The following is a 16,436-nucleotide window of genomic DNA, read 5'->3' as shown; positions in this document are numbered from 1 at the left end:
ACAGTAGTCAACGACTGGTTTGCTCCTCAAGAGCATTGTCACCAGGTGGGATGCCGCCCAGTTCGGCGATGCGGCAGCGCAGTTCTGCGCCCTCCGGCCGGTGCATCCGGTCGAAGACCACGACGGCGCGGCCCCAGTGGTCCAGCGCCCGGGCGTGGTCGCCGCGGGCCGCGTACACCTCACCGAGCTCCTGCAACGCCGCACCGGTGGTGAACGCCGAGGGGTGGTCGAAGCGCGCGAGAGCCTCTTCGAAGGCGCCGACCGAGGCGTCGTCCTCCCCCAACAGCCGGTGCGTCCGGCCGGCCGCGATCAGGATCTCCGCCCAGAGCTCGGGCAGCCGGTCCCGCTCGGCGACCTGCCGCGCCTGACGGTGGAAGTCGAACGCGCGCTCGCGGTCGCCGAGCCGGCCGTGGGCCAGGCCCAGGTCCGAGAGCGCGATGCCCTCCAGCCGGGCGACACCGTGCTCGCGAGTCGCGCGCAGACCCCGCTGCGCGTAGTCGAGGGCCGCGTCGAAGCGTCCGGTCATGCGCGACAGCGCGCCCAGTTCCAGCAGGATGTGCGGGACGGACGGACGGTCGCCGCACCGCTCCGCGACGCCGAGGGCTCGCTCGAGACACTCGATGGCGTCGTCGTACCGGCGCACCATGCGGTAGAAGCCGCCGAGGTTGTTCAGCGGCCGGGCGACGAGCGCTTCGTCGCCCAGCTCGTCGTACAGCGCGATGGCCCGCCGCAGGTGCGAGATCCCGGCGTCCTTCCGGCCGTCGAAGAAGTCGACGGCGGCCAGGTAGTTCAGCACCATGGCCTGTCCCCGGCCCTCACCCCGCGCCTCGTGGACGGCGAGCGCCGACCTGAGCAGGTCGCCGGCCTCGGGCGCGCGCATCCGCATGGCGGTCAGGCCCAGGCCGCCGAGCGCCCAGCCCTCGCCGTGGCGGTCGGCCGCGGTTCGGGCCGCGTCCAGGGCACGGCCGTGCAGCGACCGCGCCTCCTCGTAGTACCCGCCGAGGTCGAGATAGCGCCACAACACCCCCGACAGGTCGGTGGTGTGCCCCGGCAGGCCGCGCGTGGGCGCGTGGTCGCCGACCGACAGCAGCACGAGCCGCTCGGTGTCGAGCCACCGCATCGCGGCGTCGTAGTCGTCGAGGTCCGGGAGGACGACGGGCTCGGCCGGCGTCACCGGGGCCGCGGCGTCGCCCGGGAAGACCGCAGCCATCGCCCGAGCCGCCGCCTGCACGTAGAAGCCGGCCAGCCGGGCGAACGCCGCGGTGCCGGCGGCCGCGCCGTCCTCGGCCTGGGTCAGCTCGGCGGCGTAGACGCGCAGGAGGTCGTGCAGCCGGTACCGCCCGCCGCCGATGTCGTCGACGAGCCGGGCCCGCACCAGGGCGTGGAGCCGGCGCCGGGTGGAGCGCAGGTCGTTCTCGCCGGTCACGGCGCTGACCGCGTACGCGTCGAAGTCGTTGCCGGGGTGCAGGCCGCTCAACCGGAAGGCCCGGGCGACCTCGGCGTCCAGGCCCTGGTAGGACCACGAGAACACCGACCGCACCGAGGCCTGCGGGTCGTCACCGACCTCCAGCAGGTCCAGCCGGACCTGCTCGTCGGCGAGCTCGTCGGCGAGGTCGCCGATGTCGCCGTCGTGGCGCTCACGGACCCGCTCCGCCGCGATGCGCAGGGCCAGCGGCAGCCCCGCACAGCGTTCGACGATGCGCGTGACGGCGTCGCCGGGCCGCTCGCCCAGTAGCGAGTCCATCAGCAGGGCCGACTCGGTGCTCGTCAGCCGGTCGAGGTCGATGCGGTGGGCGTCCTCGCGGACCGACAGTCCCCCCAGCGCGTCGCGGCTGGTCACGACCACGAAGCAGGAACCCGAGCCGGGCAGGACCGGGCGGACCTGCTCGGCGGACGACGCGTTGTCCAGGAACACCAGCAGCCGCCGCCCGCCGGCCAGCGTCCGGAACTGCGCCGCTCGCTCCGCCACGTCGGCGGCGATGGCCGCGCCGTCGACCCCCAGCCCGCGCAGGAGCCGGGCCAGCACGTCGTCGGTGCGCACCGGCTGGTCCGGGCCGTAGCCGCGGAGGTCGACGTAGAGCTGCCCGTCGGGGAACCCGGCCGCGGCTCGATGCGCCCAGCGCAACGCCAGCGCCGTCTTGCCGACGCCGGCCGTGCCGGTGACGACGGCGATCCGCGCCGCGCCGCCGGACCCGCCCTCGATGCGGGAGAGCTCGGCCAGCTCGGCGTCGCGGCCGACGAAGACGCCGGCCGCCGGCGGCAGCTGGGCCGGGATCGGCGCCGCGGGAGCCGGACCGGCGTCCGGTGCGTCCTCGCCGGCGAGGATGCGGCGCTCGAGGTCGCGCAGCTCGGTTCCGGGCTCGAGGCCCAGCTCGTCGACGAGCGCCTGGCGGACGTCGCGGTAGACGGCGAGGGCGTCGGCCTGGCGTCCGCCGGCCCAGAGGGCGGTCATGAGCAGCGCGTGCGCCCGTTCGCGCAGCGGGTGCGCGCTGACGAGGTCGGTCAGCTGGGCGATGGCGGCGCTGCCGCGCCCGCGGGCCAGTTCCGCCGCCGCCAGCCGCTCCTGCGCGACCAGGCGCAGCTCCGTCAGCCGCTGGATCTCCGCGGCCAGCGCGGGGAGGTCGAGGCCCTGGTAGGCGTCGCCGCGCCAGAGGGCCAGCGCGTCGCCGAGCAGGTCCGCCGCCCGGTCCGGGCCGGCGGTCTCCGCCTCGGCCACCATCGACGCGAACGACTCGGCGTCGAGCTCACCCGCCCCGACCCGCAGCCGGTACGCCCCAGCGTCGTGCGAGAGGCGGTCCGGGGTGTCGAGCAGGCGGCGCAGCTTGTGCACGTGCAGTTGCAGCTTCGAGCCGCCGTCGCCGGCGTCGTCACCCCAGAGCGCGTCGACGAGCGTGTCGGCGGGCACCGGGCGGCCGGACTGGGCGAGGAGCAGGGCCAGCACGCCCTGGCGCAGCGAACCGGAGACGGCGACGGGGCCGGACTCGCACCGCACCCGCAGTGGACCCAAGACCTCGAAACGCACGAACCGCCCATCCTCCGGTTGACCGGGACCCTATCGCACTGCATTGCCGCCGGGCAGCCGTATCTCGCGATGCAGGAAAGCGGCGAGAAAGCGCGCTGTAACCGGGCCGCCGCAGGATCTGACCGAACGCGACGGGGGACGTCGGGAGGACGATCGTGCCGGCGACGGATCAATGGATGGTGTTCCTGGGCACGGCGGTGGTGTTCGCCGTGACACCGGGACCGGCGATGCTCTACGTGCTGGCCCGGACGCTGCACGGCGGACGGCGGCCGGGGCTGGAGTCGGCCCTGGGCAACGCCATCGGCACCGTCGTGCACGTGTGCGCGGCGGCCGCCGGGCTGGCCGCGTTGCTGTCCGCCAGTCCCGCGGCGTACGCGCTGGTGAAGTACGTCGGCGCCGGCTACCTGGCGGTGCTCGGCGTGCAGGCGATCCGGCAGCGGCGAGGCGCCGCGCTGATGGCCGGCGACGACGTGTACGCACGGTCTCCGCTGGCGCAGGGTGTCGTCGTCGAGACGCTGAACCCGAAGACGGCGCTGTACTTCATGGCGCTGCTGCCGCACTTCGTGCATCCCGAGCGGGCGCACCCGGCGATGGTGCTGGCCGTGCTCGGGCTGATCGTGGTGGTGATCGTGCTGGCCGCCGACGTGACGGTGGCGCTCGCCGCGGGCCGGTTGCACGGCCGGCTGGCGCGCAGCGAGCGCTGGCAGGTGCGCCAGCGGGCCGGCAGCGGGGCACTGATGATCGGGCTCGGGACGTTCGTCGCGGTCAGCTGACGGGGGCGAGGTCCAGGGTGTGTCTCCCAAGTCTCGGCCGTAGCGAGCGGCGTCCAGGTGGATGCATCGCAAGGCCGAGGAGGGAGTCATAGCGGGGTTCTATGACGACTGACGAGAACGCCGCGAGGCGCCGCCTGGACGTCGCGCAGTAGGCCATGGACTTGGGAGACACACCCTAGGCCGGCGGCGACGGCGGCCTCGCGGTAGGCCGCCGCCAGGCTGTCCGGCGTCTCGTGCGCGTTCAGGCCGCTCGGGTTCGGCAGCACCCACAGTTGTGCGCCGCCGAGCCCGTCGGGCTGCCGGCCGGCCACCGCCCGCGGCCGTGCGAACGCCGTCCGGTACGCGGTGATGCCGAGCACCGCCACCACCGCCGGCCCCAGCCGGGCCACCTTGTCCGCCAGCGCGACGGCGCCCGCGCGCAGCTCCGCGGCGCTCAGCTCGTCGGCCCGCGCCGTCGCCCGGGCAACCAGGTTGGTGATGCCGACGCCGCGGCCGGTCAGGTCGTCCGGGCCGTCGGTGATGCCGGCCCGCCGCAGCGCCGGGTAGAACCGGTTGCCGGGCCGGCCGAAGTGCGTCTGCACGGCCACCGTCATGAGGCCCGGGTTGATGCCGACGAACAGCAGCCGCAGGTCCGGCCCGACCAGGTCCGGCAGCGTGTGGTCGCGAAACGCCTCCAGCTCGGCCCGTGTGAACCCCATCGGGGCAGACTAGGCGGTCATCCGGCCGACGAACTCGAGGACGACGGAGTGCGCGGGATCGATGAGGTGGCCGCCCGGGACGATGGCGGCCGCGGCGTTCGGCAGGCCGGCGGCGAGCCACTGGACCGCGCGGTGCAGCGGGGCGGGCGAGCCGGACGCCGACACCAGCAGCGCCGGCACGTCGATGCCGGTCAGGTCGTCCTCGGTGAGCGCGAGCGGCTCGGCGCTGAGGTCGAGTCCCCGGCCCCGGATCTCGGCAAGGACGGCGCGGCCGCCGGCCCGCAGCAGCTCCCGCACGCCGGGGTCCAGCCGCTCCCAGGTGTCGTCGCCGAGTGCGACCCGGACGACGGCTTCGGCGGCGTGCGCCGGGTCGTCGCCGGCGGCGTCGAGGACCTTCGCGCGCAGCCGCGCCGCCCACGCCCGGGTGTCGTCGTCGACGGTGAGCAGCGCCGGCTCGAGCAGCACCAGCCCGCGGACGCGCTGCGGGCGGGTACGGGCGAGTTCCAGGGCGATCAGCCCGCCGGTGCTCCGGCCGATGACGACGGCGGACTCGGCGCCGAGGCGGTCCAGCAGCGCGGCCGCGTCGGCCACCTGTTCGTCGAGGTCGGTGGCGTCGAACGGCGCCGGTGCGCCGCTGCGGCCGTAGCCCCGGCGGTCGTAGACGACGCAGGTGCCGAGCGTGCCGAGCTCGGCGGCGGCCGGCTCCCACAACACGGCCGAACCCGGGCTGCCGTGGATGCCGAGGATGACCGGCCCCTGCCCGTGTGCCTCGTAGTACAGATCGACGCCGTTGGCGATCGCACTCGGCATGCCTCGACCGTACGCCCGCCCACCTGACCCGGCTAGACCGTTGTGACCAGGTACGACGAGGCCCGGGCCACGGGGTGGCCCAGGCCTCGTCAGGCACCGGCGCTGGGTCAGAGCGCCGAGCACTCCCCGGTCGCGAGGCCGCGCCGCTCGTTCGCCGCGCCGAAGTCGCGCACGGGCGCGCTGCTGCCGGAGCAGCTGAGCCGGCCGGCGAACGAGTTGCCCGCCAGGATCGGCCCGTACGCCTCGCCGTATTGGGTGAACCGCTGCTCCGAGGCGTTGCCCGGGACCCGCCCGTTGCCAGCCAGCGTGACCGAGCCGCGGAACGTCGACCCGGCGGCGGTGACGCCGTTCACAGTGCCGGTGACGCGGACCTGGCCGGCCAGCGTCGAGCCGAGCAGCTGGACCTCGGCGGCGCCGTCGGCCAGCAGGCTGCCGCTGACGGTGCTGTCGCGCATCACCAGCGACGCGCCGGAGCGGACGGTCACCGTGCCGGCCACCGTCGCACCGTCGAGGCAGGTCACGCCGTTGGTGACCAGCAGCGAACCGGCCCGCGGCCCGGTGATCGTCTGGGTGCACGCCAGCTCGGCGCCCGGCAGGACCGTCGCGGTGTACGACTCCGCCTCGCCGATGTTCCCGGCCGGGTCGACGGCGCGGTGCTCGACGGTGTGCGTGCCGTAGCCGGGCACGAACGGGCCGTTCGGGTCGCCCGGGCCGTAGTTCTGCTCGAACGCGGCCTTCGACAGCCCGCCGGTGCCCAGGTTGCCGTAGGTCAGCGCCTTGACGACCTGGCCGGAGTGGCGGAACTCGAACGGCGACTCCGGCATCGGCTGCTCCGGGAACCCGAAGTAGTTGAACCAGCCGTCGCCGTTGAGCCGCAGCTCGCCGACGACGTACGGCTCGCCCTCGTAGCCGGCGCGGTCGTCCTGCGGCTGCAGCCACATGTCCCAGCCGTCGAAGTAGATGCCGTGACCGGAGTCCGACGTCATGGTCGTGAGCGGCTCGGACAGCGTGCGCGGCGCCGTCGGCAGCGCGTTGTCGACCGTCCAGGTGGCGGCGTCGGAGGCGCCCGGCGCGGCCGGGTCGGTCACCGTCGCCGTCAGCTCGTGCGTGCCGGCCGGGAGCTCCAGCGCGCCGAGGTCGAGCGTCCGGCCGTCACCGGTCGCGGCCACCGCCGCGCCGTTCAGCGTCCACGCGACGTCCAGGACGCGGCCCGACGGGTGGGTGGTCTCGACGAACACGACCTCGTCGCCGGCGACCGGGCGGATCGTGGGCGTCGAGCCGGTGATTTCCGGCACGACGGAGTCCGCCGCGGCCGTCGTGTCGCCCACCGTCCACGTGCGGGTCTGCACGAACCGCGGGCCGTTGTAGCCGGAGTCGGTCGCGGTGTTGTTCGTCGACGGGTTGCGCACCCAGTCGATGCCGTCCGGGCCGACCGGGTCGCGGACCTCGACGTGCACCGTCGTGCCGGGCGCGAGGCCCAGCTCGCCGAGGTCGAGGGTGCGGGTGCCGGTGGCGATGACCTCGCCCTGCGGGCCGCCGGCCCGCCAGGTGATGTCCAGGTCGTGGAAACGCGGGTGGGTGGTCTGCAGCCAGAGCACGTCGTCGCGGGCGACGGTGCCGGCCGGGGTGTGCAGCAGGCTCATCTGGCCCTTGTCGCGCTGGCCGGTGACCCGGGCCACCATGTGCTCCAGGCCGACCTGGTCGAAGTAGAAGCCGATCCACCGCATCATCGAGTGCGAACTCGGCCGCCACACGTTCGAGCCGTTGTAGGTGCCGCTCTCGTAGCCGTCCTCGTCGGCGGCGCGGATCGGGCCGCCGGACAGGCTCTCCTCACCCAGCCAGCGCCACCACTTGGACTGGTTCGCCGTCAGCTGCTCCGACGTCTGCCGGGTGTGGTGGAACGAGCTCGGCTCGTTCGGCCCGTGCGGCGGGCCAGGCGTGGGCCGGTCGGAGTACGGGTACTCGTCGGCCAGCGTGCCCAGCGAGTGGCCCAGCTCGTGCAGCGAGATCAGCGGCGACTGCGGGCTGCCGCCGGACGCCGTCGCGTCGCGGCCGCCGATGCCGCCGTAGGTGAACGTGTTCGAGATGGCCAGCGTCTGCACGTTCTGCGGCCCGGAGTTCGAGCCACCGGTGGGCCGGAACACGCCCGGTTCCAGTCCCAGCGCGGGCGCGACGTACGAGTTCAGGTACATCGCCCGCTGCTGGTTGCCGCTGCACCGGGTGTCGCCGAGGATGCCCGGCGCCAGCGGGTACGTCGGGTTCGCGTTGCCCGACGGGTGGCCGGGACAGCCGCCCGGGTCCAGCGCCGAGCCGTACGTGATGCCGCGGGCCAGCGGGTTCGTCAGCCCATCGGAGTACCAGAGCCGCATCGGCGTGTTCTTGCGGTCCTTCACCTCGTTGGACGCGTCCTCCTCCGGGTCGCGCCGCACGCCGGAGTCCTGCGACACGATCTGCAGCAGGTAGACGTTGATGTAGTCGCGGTAGCTGCGGAAGGGCTCCACGCCCCACTGGATGGCCTGGTTGCGGTCGACGTCCTGCTCGCACCGGTCCATCTCGTCGGCCTGGTAGCCGTCACAGACGACGATCAGGTTGAGCCGCTCGTTCGGCGAGCCCGTCTCCTGGAGCGGGACGACCCGCGCGCTGCCCACCTCCGGCCACTGCGGCAAGGCCTCGTTGGCCGACGGGACGCCCGCCATGGGCACCGTCAGGAGGCCTGCCGACAGTGCCGCCGGCGCGAGCGCGGCGACGATCTTCTTCATACGGTCTCCGTCTCACCGTGCACGTGCCTCATCGCGGGCCGGAGCGGTCCGGTCCGTGATGAGAATGGTGCTCAGCGACGGTACCGGGCGCACGGTGACATGGCACCCGTCAGATGACGGAAGCTCGCCGCCCCTCCCCCGTCGATCGTCGGAGCCGCCAGGCGCACGAACGACCTTCGCGTCGCCGGCCGGCAGCGGCGCACCTCGTCGAGATCGGCCTCGGCCGGCCGTCATGCGGGTCGCGGCTGGCCGCGGTGCGGATCGTGCCTGGCCGCGGCGCGGGTCGCGACCGGCCGTGGCGCGGGTCGTGGCTGGCCGTGGCACGGTTCGTGGCTGGCGGCGGTGCGGATCGTGCCTGGCCGCGGTGCGGATCGTGGCCGGTCGCGGCGCGGATCGTGCCTGGCGGTCGTGCGGTTCGCGGCCGGTCGCGGCGCGGATCGTGCCTGGCGGTCGTGCGGTTCGCGACTGGCTGCGGTGCGGGTCGTGGCCGGCCGTGGCACGGTTCGCGGCTGGCGGCGGGGTCGGGTGCCCTCCCGGCCGGGAGGGCACCCACCCTACGGGCGGGCCGTGTGAACCGGGCGTGAACCGCCGGCTCTCCCGCGCTGGCCTCGACCACATCGGCGCCGTCCGCCGGCGCGGCCGTCCGCCGGCGCGGCCGTCCGCCGGCGCGGCCTCCCGCCGGCGCGGCCTCCCGCCGGCGCGGCCTGCGCCTGACGGCCACCAAGCCGCTCGGCGACCCGTCGAACCCGGACCACGTCGAGACCTGGGACTCCCGGTCGTCATCGTCGACCGGGACTGACCCGTCCTGCGGTATGAGGGGCGGTTTGCTGGCGCCATAGCCCCAGCAAACCGCCCCTCATCGCGCCGAGACGCGCGCACGAGGCATCACTGCTTCGCGCGAGCGCCGCCTCCCGCGCTGGCCTCGACCACGCCGGCACTGCTTCCCGCCGGCAACGCTTCCCGACATAGGCCGCCGCCACCGCCTCCCGGTGGAACAGCAGTCAGCCGTGGTGGTGGTGCTCTCCGCCGCCGTGGTGGCCACAGTGGTTCGACGGCGTCACCGGCACGTCGAGCGTCGGGTTGCGGTCGAAGAAGCCGACCGGGCGCAGCGTGAACCCGCTGTAGTCCACCGGCATGACCGGCCAGTCCTCCGGGCGCGGGAAGTGCGCCGCGCCGAAGGTGTGCCAGAGCACGATGTCCTGGTCCTCGATCGCGCGGTCGGCCGCGACGTAGCGGGGCAGGCCGGCGCCGCCGGGGTGCTGGTTGATGAGGTCGCCGGCGGGATAGCGCTCGGCCGGGTCGTAGCGGGTGACCCACAGCGAGCGGGTCGCGAACCCGGCCCGGTTCGCCGTCGCCGACGCGGGGTCGGCGAGCAGCATCGGCTTGCCCTCGGGGCGCAGCTCGTAGGCGACCGGCCGGCCGAGCCGGTTGGTGGAGTCGGAGCTGGAGATCTGCCACGTCCGCCCGGCCAGCGGGTCGGCCGTCCGTGCGCCCTGGGCCTCGGTGCGCAGCCGGGTCGACCGCCGGGTGAAGGCGTTGCCGTTCGGGTTGGCCGGGCCGATCGGCAGCGGCTGCACCTCCAGCTCGTCGACGGCGTTGTCGAGGCCGTCGACCATCATGTCGAGGCGGGCGCAGTAGAGGTGCTGGTGGTACGGCGCGCCCAGGCCGGGCGCCACCTCGGCGGCGTACGCGCTGTCGGTCTTGTACGACGACGTGGCCACGACGCCCGTGGCCTTGACCTCCAGCTGGATGGTGCCGTCGAGGTACAGGTACCAGTAGAAGCCGTAGTCGTAGTTGCCGACGGTGACGAAGAACGAGATGACCAGCCGCCGCTGCCGCCGTGTCTCGGACGACTCGGTGAAGATGTCGGTGTGCTTCCACAGCACGCCGTAGTCCTCTTCGTGCAGGCAGACGGCGTTGCGGACCTCGCGCGGCGCGCCGTCGCCGTCGGCCAGGACGGCGTCGAAGTAGTGGATCTCGCCGAGACAGTCGCAGCCCAGCTCCAGCGAGTTGACCTGCTGGCCGAGCAGGTACTCGCCGGCGTCGAAGTAGCTGATCCAGAACCGCACCGGGCTGGGGTCGGCGTACGGGACGACCATCTCGGCCACCGACGCCCGGTAGACGATCGGCCGCACGCGATCGCCGTCGCGCCAGCCGAGCTGGTGCAGGACCAGGCCCTCGCGCGGGTCGAAGCCGACCCGGAAGGTCCAGTTCTCCCAGGTGACGACGTCGTCCTCGACGGTGAAGCTCGGCCCCTCCGGCTGGGTGATCTCGATCGGCTTCAGGGTCGTCCGCGGCGGCCCGGTGTAGGCGGGGTCGTCGTGGTTGGCCTCTTCCTCCGGGATCGGGAGGACGGCGTCGTCGATCAGCTCGATGACCCGCTTCTCGATGAGGTCGACGTAGGCCACGACGCCGTCGATGGGGTGCGCCCAGGCGTGGTCCTCGGGCCGGTGCTGCAGGAACGACAGCACGTGCAGCACCCGGCGGCCGCGCTCGCTGGGGATGCCGAAGTTGCCGGCCGCGAGCGGGCACGGGCGCACGAGGTCGAGGTCGGTGATGCCGCGGCGCTCCATGGCCGCGCGCCAGCCGGCGTCGGCCTTGACGATCTCGTCGACGGTCAGCACTTCCTCGAGCAGGATCGGTGGCTGGCCGTCGGTGACCGGGTCGACCGTCTCGACGGAGTCGACGGCGCCGCGGGAGAGCGACGCGATGACGGTGCGCGCGGCGCCGGTCGCGAGGTCGAGCAGGACGGCCCGGACCCGGCGGTCGACCGGGTCGCCGTCGCGGTGGCCGAGCACCGTCAGCTTGTCCGGTTCTTCGAGGCCGAGCAGCGCGAACTTCGTCGACGGAGTGACCAGGCCGTTGTCGTCGAGGAGAGCGCGGGCCGCGCGGATCTCGTCCGCGGACAGGCGCTGGAGCGGGTGCGTGCGCACGGGCGTGACCGTCACAACGCCATAGACTCGCCGCCCGGCACCGATGTCGTCAAGACATTGCGTCGCAAAGCGACTATGTAAGGCGTCTCGGGCGTCCGGCGCATTACCGCTGAAATTGCCTCTTGTCTCAGCGGACAAAGGCCGTCAAACTACCGGGCGTGAATCGGAACGCGGCATCGCGAGCACCGCAGTCGGTTCGAAACGCGCGTCTCGAGGGTGGGAGCGCGCGGGTCCCTGTCCCGTATGGCCCCGGCCGTCCGTTGTCATCCCGGTCCTCGCATCCGGGGTGGAGGTGCAGGCGGAGTGCTGCTGGCCAATGACTTCTTCCACATCGTTCACGATGTCGGCAGCGGCAAGCTCCGGCTGAACGCACGAGCCGCAGGGCTCGGGCTGGCCGGTGCGCTGCTCGGTGAGCTGATCCTCAACAACAACCTGCACGTCGCGTCTGGAACCCTGTCATTGACGGGCGCACAGCCGCCGGCCGACGACCTGGGCTACCGGATCGTCCGCCAGCTGACGGCCGACCAGCAGACCCGGTCGCTGCGCACCTGGCTGGCGTTCCTCTCCCAGAGCGCGCTCGAGCGGGTCGCGGTCCGGCTGACGCGCGAGGGCGAGATCGAACCGGTCAAGTCCCGCAAGCTGTTCGGCAGCGCGGTTCGGTACCTGCCGGTCGACCCGAAGGTCGCCGCCTGGCCCTCCGACCGGCTGTACGGACTGGTCAACCGCGGCGACCCGCTGGACTTCCACGACGCCATGCTGGCCGGCCTGGTCGCGGTGACCGGTTTCACCAAGGGGGTGTGGTGGGACGGCGACGCCGTCACGTTGCGCCACATCGCCGCCGCGGTCGGATCGATGCCGATGTCGATGCGCGAGGTCCTGGCGCATACCGAAGCAGCTGTGGGTGACGCCACCCTCAGTCCCCGATAGCGCGACCTCCGGCGACCTCGACCCCCACCACGGAGATCCCGCAGATCCCATCAAGGAGAGTCCCCCGTGTCCCATTCGAGCCGCCTGGGCGCCGACCGCGTGTCGCGGACGCTCGCCAGCAACAGGCTCGGCGTCCCTGCCGTCGTGTTCTTCGTCCTGAGCGCCGCGACGCCGCTCACCGTCGTCGCCGGAGTCGTGACCACCGGCTTCGCCGTGACCGGCATCATCGGCCTGCCCATCGCGTTCGTCGCGATCGCGCTGCTGCTGGCCCTGTTCAGCGTCGGCTACGTCGCGATGTCGCGGCACATCACCAACGCCGGCGCGTTCTACACCTACGTCACGCACGGTCTGGGCCGGCCCGCCGGTGTCGCGGCCGCCTACATGGCGCTGCTCGCGTACAACCTGCTGCAGGTCGGTCTCTACGGCATCATCGGCATCGCGGCCGGCCCGAAGCTGGATGAGTGGTTCGGCATCACCGTCGACTGGTGGGTGATCGCGTTGGTCGCGTGGGCCATCGTCGGCATCCTCGGCGTGCTGCGCATCGACGTCAACGGCACGATCCTCGCGGTGCTGCTGCTGGCCGAGATGGCGATCATCCTCATCTACGCGCTGGCCAGCCTCGGAAACCCGGCCGGCGACGACGTCTCGTTCGAGGCACTGCAGGTCGGGAACCTGTTCGAGTCCGGTGTCGGCGCGATCCTGGTGCTCGCGGTGCTCGGCTTCGTCGGCTTCGAGGCGTCGGTCGTGTACTCGGAGGAGTCCCGCAACCCGAAGCGCACCATCGCGCTGGCCACGTACATCTCCATCGCGGTCGTCGCCGGGGTGTACGTGCTGGCGTCGTGGGCGATGACGGTCGCGGCCGGCCCGGACAACATCGTCGGGATGGCCCAGGAACTGCAGAACGGGGTGATCTTCGTCCAGGCCGACGAGTTCCTCGGCGGCACCTGGGTGGACATCGGCGAGATCCTGTTCGTGACATCGGTGTTCGCCGCGATGATCTCGTTCCACAACACCGTCGCCCGGTACGTCTTCGCGCTCGGCCGCGAAAGGGTGCTGCCCAGCGCGCTCGGCCGCACGTCGCCGTCGTCGGGCGCCCCGGTGGCCGCGTCGATCGTGCAGAGCGTCATCGCTCTCGTGGTCATCCTGATCTACGCGTTCTTCGACCTCGACCCGCTGGTGCAGCTGTTCTTCAACCTCGGCACGACCGGCGGGTTCGGCGTGCTGGCGCTGGTGACGCTCACCTCGGTGGCCGTGATCGTGTTCTTCGCCCGGCACCCGTCCGGTGAGAACGTGTGGCGCCGGGCCATCGGCCCGGTGCTGGCGATGATCCTGCTGGTGATCGTCGTGATCCTGGCCATCTCCAACTACGACATCCTCATCGGCGTCGCGTCCGACGCGCCGGAGCGGTGGATCCTGCCCGGCCTGTTCGTCATCGCCGCGCTGGCCGGCCTGCTGTGGGCGCAGTTCCTCAAGTCGGCCCGCCCGGACGTGTACGAGGCGATCGGCCAGGGCGCCAACGCGGCCACCGGCATCTCCGTCCTGGACCTCTCGGGCCAGGAGGAGGACGAGCAGGACCAGCCGTCGCTGCGCTGACCTCGCCGCACCCCGTGCCCCGTCGCGCCACCCGGCGCGGCGGGGCACGTGGACGTCAGAGCCCGTCGTGGTCGTGCCAGTGGCGTTGCCACCGCCAGTCGATCGGGTCGGCGGCGCGCTGGTACCGGATGTCGGTCGAGAGCCGGTAGTCGTCGTCGACGTTGTCCAGCGCGGCGTGCACCGTGTAGGCGGAGTGGACGACCATGTCGCCGGCCCGGTAGTCCGCGAGCAGCCAGCGCGCGTCGTGGTCGTCGGCCAGGCCGGGCAGGTCGGCCGTGATGGACGCCGCCGGGTGCCGCAGCGTGCCGGCCCGCTCCCGCGCCAGCACCCGGTGGTGACTGCCCTCCAGGTAGATCAGGCCGCCGCGCCGGACCGGGCAGTCGCCCAGCGGGATCCACGACGACAGCACCCGGTCGGTGCCCTCACGCAGGTAGACGAGGTCATAGTGGGCCTGGGTGGCGGTGCCGACACCGGACTCCCCCGGCCGCACGTGCCGGATCAGCTTGCGCCGGTGCAGGAACGTCTCGCCGCCGAGGAACCACGCGTACCAGTCGCGGACGGCCGGCTGGGCGCAGAACGCGGCGTACTCCGGACCCGGGACGACCTCGCGGAACAGCAGCCGGCGGTACTCGGCGCGGTCCTCGGCGCGGCCCCACACGCCCGACGGCGCCAGCGTGCGGTGGTAGTACCCGCGGAAGCCCAGCACGACCTCGGGGTCCAGCGCGCCGCGCAGGAACAGGTACCCGTCGCGCCGCAACCGCTCCCACAGCGCGTCACGGTCGCGCCGCTCGGCGTCGGGCACCGGCCGGAGCTCGCCCAGGCGACGCTCGGACTCGTCGAGCACGTGGCCGTTCGAGGTCAGCATGCGCCCACACTCCCGCCGCCCGCCGCTGACCGCCACGGACCACGCCGCCGACCCGCTTCGGCGACCAGGAGCGCCGCGAGCCGCTGCCCTGAACCGGCGCGGGTGTTTCGGCGGGCGCCGTCCGGGTACTCGACCACTCGGCGGGATCGAGAAGGGGGACTCCCATGGCACACCGTGAAGGCTCGGAGTCGCCGGGCGACCCGACGACCACACCTGGACAGGGCTCGGAGTCGCCGGGCGTCCCGGTGCCTCCGCCCGAACGCGGTTCGGAGTCGCCGGGCAACCCGGTGACCGCACCCGGGTACGGCTCGGAGTCGCCGGGCGTCCCGCCCGAGGACGACGAGGACGACGACGAGGACTAGATGTCACCCGCCACGTGGGATGACGACGTGGACGTCATGGTGGTGACGACGAAGCCCGAGTCGCCAACGCCGCAGCCGGCCCCCTCGCCGGCGACGCCACCGTGCCGAGGCGATCGTGATCCGGCCTGTACACGTGACGTGAGCCCAGGACGTTGACGCCCGGGATATCGCCTGACGCCCCGGAAACCGGCGCTCGAGACCGCGAAACCGGCCCTATCCGCCGGATTCCGGGGCGTGCGCCGCTCTCCCGGGCCTCAGCAAACGGCCGGTGGGCCCGCAGCGCGGCGCCCCTGTCACCGCCGATGACAAGCGTCTGGAACCGACCCGGCCCACGCCCGGCATGCCCGCATCGGCGCGCTCGGCGACGCCCACACCGTCCTGTCCGGCGGCGGCCAACAGCCTAGAGCGCGGCCTCCCGCGCGGCGAGGATCCGCGGCAGCTGCCGCTCGATCCAGCCGACCAGCCCGGCGACGTGCGCCGCGACCTGCTCACCGGTGTCCGTCAGCCGGTAGCTGACCTGCGGCGGCGCCGCCGGGACGACCGTCCGCTCGACGAAGCCGTCGGCGGCCAGAGCGCGCAGCGTCTGGGCCAGCATCTTCTGGCTCACCCCGCCGATGCGCCGGTGGAGTGCGCCGAAACGCAGCTCCCGCTCGGCCAGCGCGGCCAGCACGAGCACGCCCCACCGGCTGGTGACGTGCTCGAGCACGCCCCGCGACGGGCAGTTCGGGTCGAACACGTCACCGGCGCGGGCCGGCCACCCACTGCTGACCTCGATGCTCACGTCGGCCTCCGTTGGTTACCTCAAGGTACGTACTTTCATCAAGTGAGTCTCCAGGTTAACGTCACTTTCGACAGTGACCAAGAGATCGGAGACAGACATGATCGTGGTGACCGGGGCGACCGGCCGGTTCGGGCCGGTGGTGGTCGAGGACCTGATCGCGAAGGTGCCGGCCGACGAGATAGCCGTCGTGGCGCGCGACCCCGGGAAGGCGCACCGGTTCGCCGAGCGCGGCGTCGACGTGCGGCAGGCCGACTACGACGACCCGGCGAGCCTGGAGCACGCGTTCGAGGGCGCCGACCGGCTGCTGTTCGTCTCCGCCTCCGACACGACGCCGGGTGTGCGGGCCCGCCAGCACGCCAACGTCGTCGCGGCGGCGGCCACCGCGAAGGCCGGGCACGTCGTCTACACCAGCGCGATCACCGCCGAGGACGGGCAGAGCTTCCTGGCCGACCACACGACGACCGAGCGGGCCATCCGCGACGCCGGCCTCGCGCACACGTTCCTGCGCAACACCTTCTACACCGAGGAGCTGGTGCGGCCGGACGTGGCGACGGCCGCCGAGGTGACCGCGCCGGCCATCGGGCACCCGCTGGTCACCGCGACGATCGCGGACCTGGCCCTGGCGGCGAGCGCGGTGCTCACCGGCGACGGTCACGAGGGCGCCGTGTACGAGCTGCGCGGGCCCGGCTGGACGTACCCGCAGCTGGCCGAGGCGCTCGGGCTGCCGTACAGGGAGGTCTCCGACGACGAGTCCGGCATGGCCTTCGTCCTGCCGCTGCTGCGGCTCCCCCAGTTCGGCACGCCGACGCCGGACCTGGACCGGCTGCTCGGCCGTCCCGCGACGACGGTGCAGGAGTTCGTCCGCACGCTGGCATGATGCGGCGATGGCGAGCCCGGCCGTCGTCGGCGAAGA

Annotated in this window: 12 protein-coding genes; 5 read left to right on the top strand and 7 right to left on the bottom strand. The window is 73.2% G+C overall.

The genetic code is table 11. From position 1 onward, the window contains the following. Window positions 1-7 precede the first annotated feature (7 nt). Window positions 8-3,022: an AfsR/SARP family transcriptional regulator gene (locus BLV02_RS32055; protein ID WP_083288751.1), complete on the bottom strand. Its 3,015-nt coding sequence runs from the start codon at window positions 3,020-3,022 to the stop codon at window positions 8-10. Window positions 3,023-3,198: 176 nt separating this feature from the next. Between BLV02_RS32055 and BLV02_RS32050 the strand changes: the two genes are divergently transcribed. Then, window positions 3,199-3,795: a LysE family translocator gene (locus tag BLV02_RS32050; RefSeq protein WP_216094272.1), complete on the top strand. Its 597-nt coding sequence runs from the start codon at window positions 3,199-3,201 to the stop codon at window positions 3,793-3,795. 86 nt (window positions 3,796-3,881) lie between these two features. On the opposite strand, the gene BLV02_RS32045 is transcribed toward BLV02_RS32050, so the two are convergent. From BLV02_RS32045 to BLV02_RS32030, 4 genes are all read right to left on the bottom strand, one after another. After that, entirely contained in the window at window positions 3,882-4,493 is a 612-nt protein-coding gene (locus tag BLV02_RS32045) for a mismatch-specific DNA-glycosylase (RefSeq protein WP_069112035.1), read from the bottom strand. Window positions 4,494-4,502: 9 nt separating this feature from the next. Then, window positions 4,503-5,303, bottom strand: a complete 801-nt coding sequence (locus BLV02_RS32040; protein WP_069112036.1) for an alpha/beta fold hydrolase — start codon at window positions 5,301-5,303, stop codon at window positions 4,503-4,505. Between the two features lie 107 nt (window positions 5,304-5,410). Beyond that, the gene (locus BLV02_RS32035) at window positions 5,411-8,062 is read right to left on the bottom strand and encodes a M64 family metallopeptidase (RefSeq protein WP_069112037.1); all 2,652 of its coding nucleotides are present in this window, start codon (window positions 8,060-8,062) and stop codon (window positions 5,411-5,413) included. Between the two features lie 1,001 nt (window positions 8,063-9,063). Beyond that, window positions 9,064-10,995: a primary-amine oxidase gene (locus BLV02_RS32030; RefSeq protein WP_141711629.1), complete on the bottom strand. Its 1,932-nt coding sequence runs from the start codon at window positions 10,993-10,995 to the stop codon at window positions 9,064-9,066. Between the two features lie 303 nt (window positions 10,996-11,298). On the opposite strand from BLV02_RS32030, the gene BLV02_RS32025 reads away from it, so the two are divergent. Then, on the top strand, window positions 11,299-11,922 hold the full coding sequence (locus BLV02_RS32025) for a GOLPH3/VPS74 family protein (protein WP_171906760.1): 624 nt from the start codon (window positions 11,299-11,301) through the stop codon (window positions 11,920-11,922). Between the two features lie 99 nt (window positions 11,923-12,021). After that, complete coding sequence (locus BLV02_RS32020; protein WP_069112304.1) at window positions 12,022-13,515, top strand: amino acid permease; 1,494 nt, start codon at window positions 12,022-12,024, stop codon at window positions 13,513-13,515. A 55-nt stretch (window positions 13,516-13,570) separates the two neighbouring features. Here BLV02_RS32020 and BLV02_RS32015 read toward each other — a convergent pair whose 3' ends face one another. Next, the gene (locus BLV02_RS32015) at window positions 13,571-14,380 is read right to left on the bottom strand and encodes a phytanoyl-CoA dioxygenase family protein (RefSeq protein WP_069112040.1); all 810 of its coding nucleotides are present in this window, start codon (window positions 14,378-14,380) and stop codon (window positions 13,571-13,573) included. 164 nt (window positions 14,381-14,544) lie between these two features. Here BLV02_RS32015 and BLV02_RS36095 point away from each other — a divergent pair, with 164 nt between their 5' ends. After that, window positions 14,545-14,742: a hypothetical protein gene (locus tag BLV02_RS36095; protein ID WP_141711630.1), complete on the top strand. Its 198-nt coding sequence runs from the start codon at window positions 14,545-14,547 to the stop codon at window positions 14,740-14,742. A gap of 400 nt (window positions 14,743-15,142) precedes the next feature. Here BLV02_RS36095 and BLV02_RS32010 read toward each other — a convergent pair whose 3' ends face one another. Continuing rightward, window positions 15,143-15,523: a winged helix-turn-helix transcriptional regulator gene (locus BLV02_RS32010; RefSeq protein WP_069112041.1), complete on the bottom strand. Its 381-nt coding sequence runs from the start codon at window positions 15,521-15,523 to the stop codon at window positions 15,143-15,145. A 97-nt stretch (window positions 15,524-15,620) separates the two neighbouring features. Between BLV02_RS32010 and BLV02_RS32005 the strand changes: the two genes are divergently transcribed. Then, the gene (locus BLV02_RS32005) at window positions 15,621-16,400 is read left to right on the top strand and encodes an NAD(P)H-binding protein (protein WP_069112042.1); all 780 of its coding nucleotides are present in this window, start codon (window positions 15,621-15,623) and stop codon (window positions 16,398-16,400) included. Window positions 16,401-16,436: the final 36 nt, after the last annotated feature.

The organism is Jiangella alba (genome assembly GCF_900106035.1).
GTDB classification, from domain to species: domain Bacteria; phylum Actinomycetota; class Actinomycetes; order Jiangellales; family Jiangellaceae; genus Jiangella; species Jiangella alba.
This window is presented reverse-complemented; position numbering and strand designations above follow the sequence as displayed.

What these genes read in the sequence shown, in the direction of transcription:
- BLV02_RS32050 (WP_216094272.1), top strand. Translation starts at nt 3,199, where the DNA reads ATGGTGTTCCTGGGCACGGCGGTGGTGTTCGCCGTGACACCGGGACCG.
- BLV02_RS32045 (WP_069112035.1), bottom strand. Translation starts at nt 4,493, where the DNA reads ATGGGGTTCACACGGGCCGAGCTGGAGGCGTTTCGCGACCACACGCTG.
- BLV02_RS32040 (WP_069112036.1), bottom strand. Translation starts at nt 5,303, where the DNA reads ATGCCGAGTGCGATCGCCAACGGCGTCGATCTGTACTACGAGGCACAC.
- BLV02_RS32035 (WP_069112037.1), bottom strand. Translation starts at nt 8,062, where the DNA reads ATGAAGAAGATCGTCGCCGCGCTCGCGCCGGCGGCACTGTCGGCAGGC.
- BLV02_RS32015 (WP_069112040.1), bottom strand. Translation starts at nt 14,380, where the DNA reads ATGCTGACCTCGAACGGCCACGTGCTCGACGAGTCCGAGCGTCGCCTG.
- BLV02_RS36095 (WP_141711630.1), top strand. Translation starts at nt 14,545, where the DNA reads ATGGCACACCGTGAAGGCTCGGAGTCGCCGGGCGACCCGACGACCACA.
- BLV02_RS32005 (WP_069112042.1), top strand. Translation starts at nt 15,621, where the DNA reads ATGATCGTGGTGACCGGGGCGACCGGCCGGTTCGGGCCGGTGGTGGTC.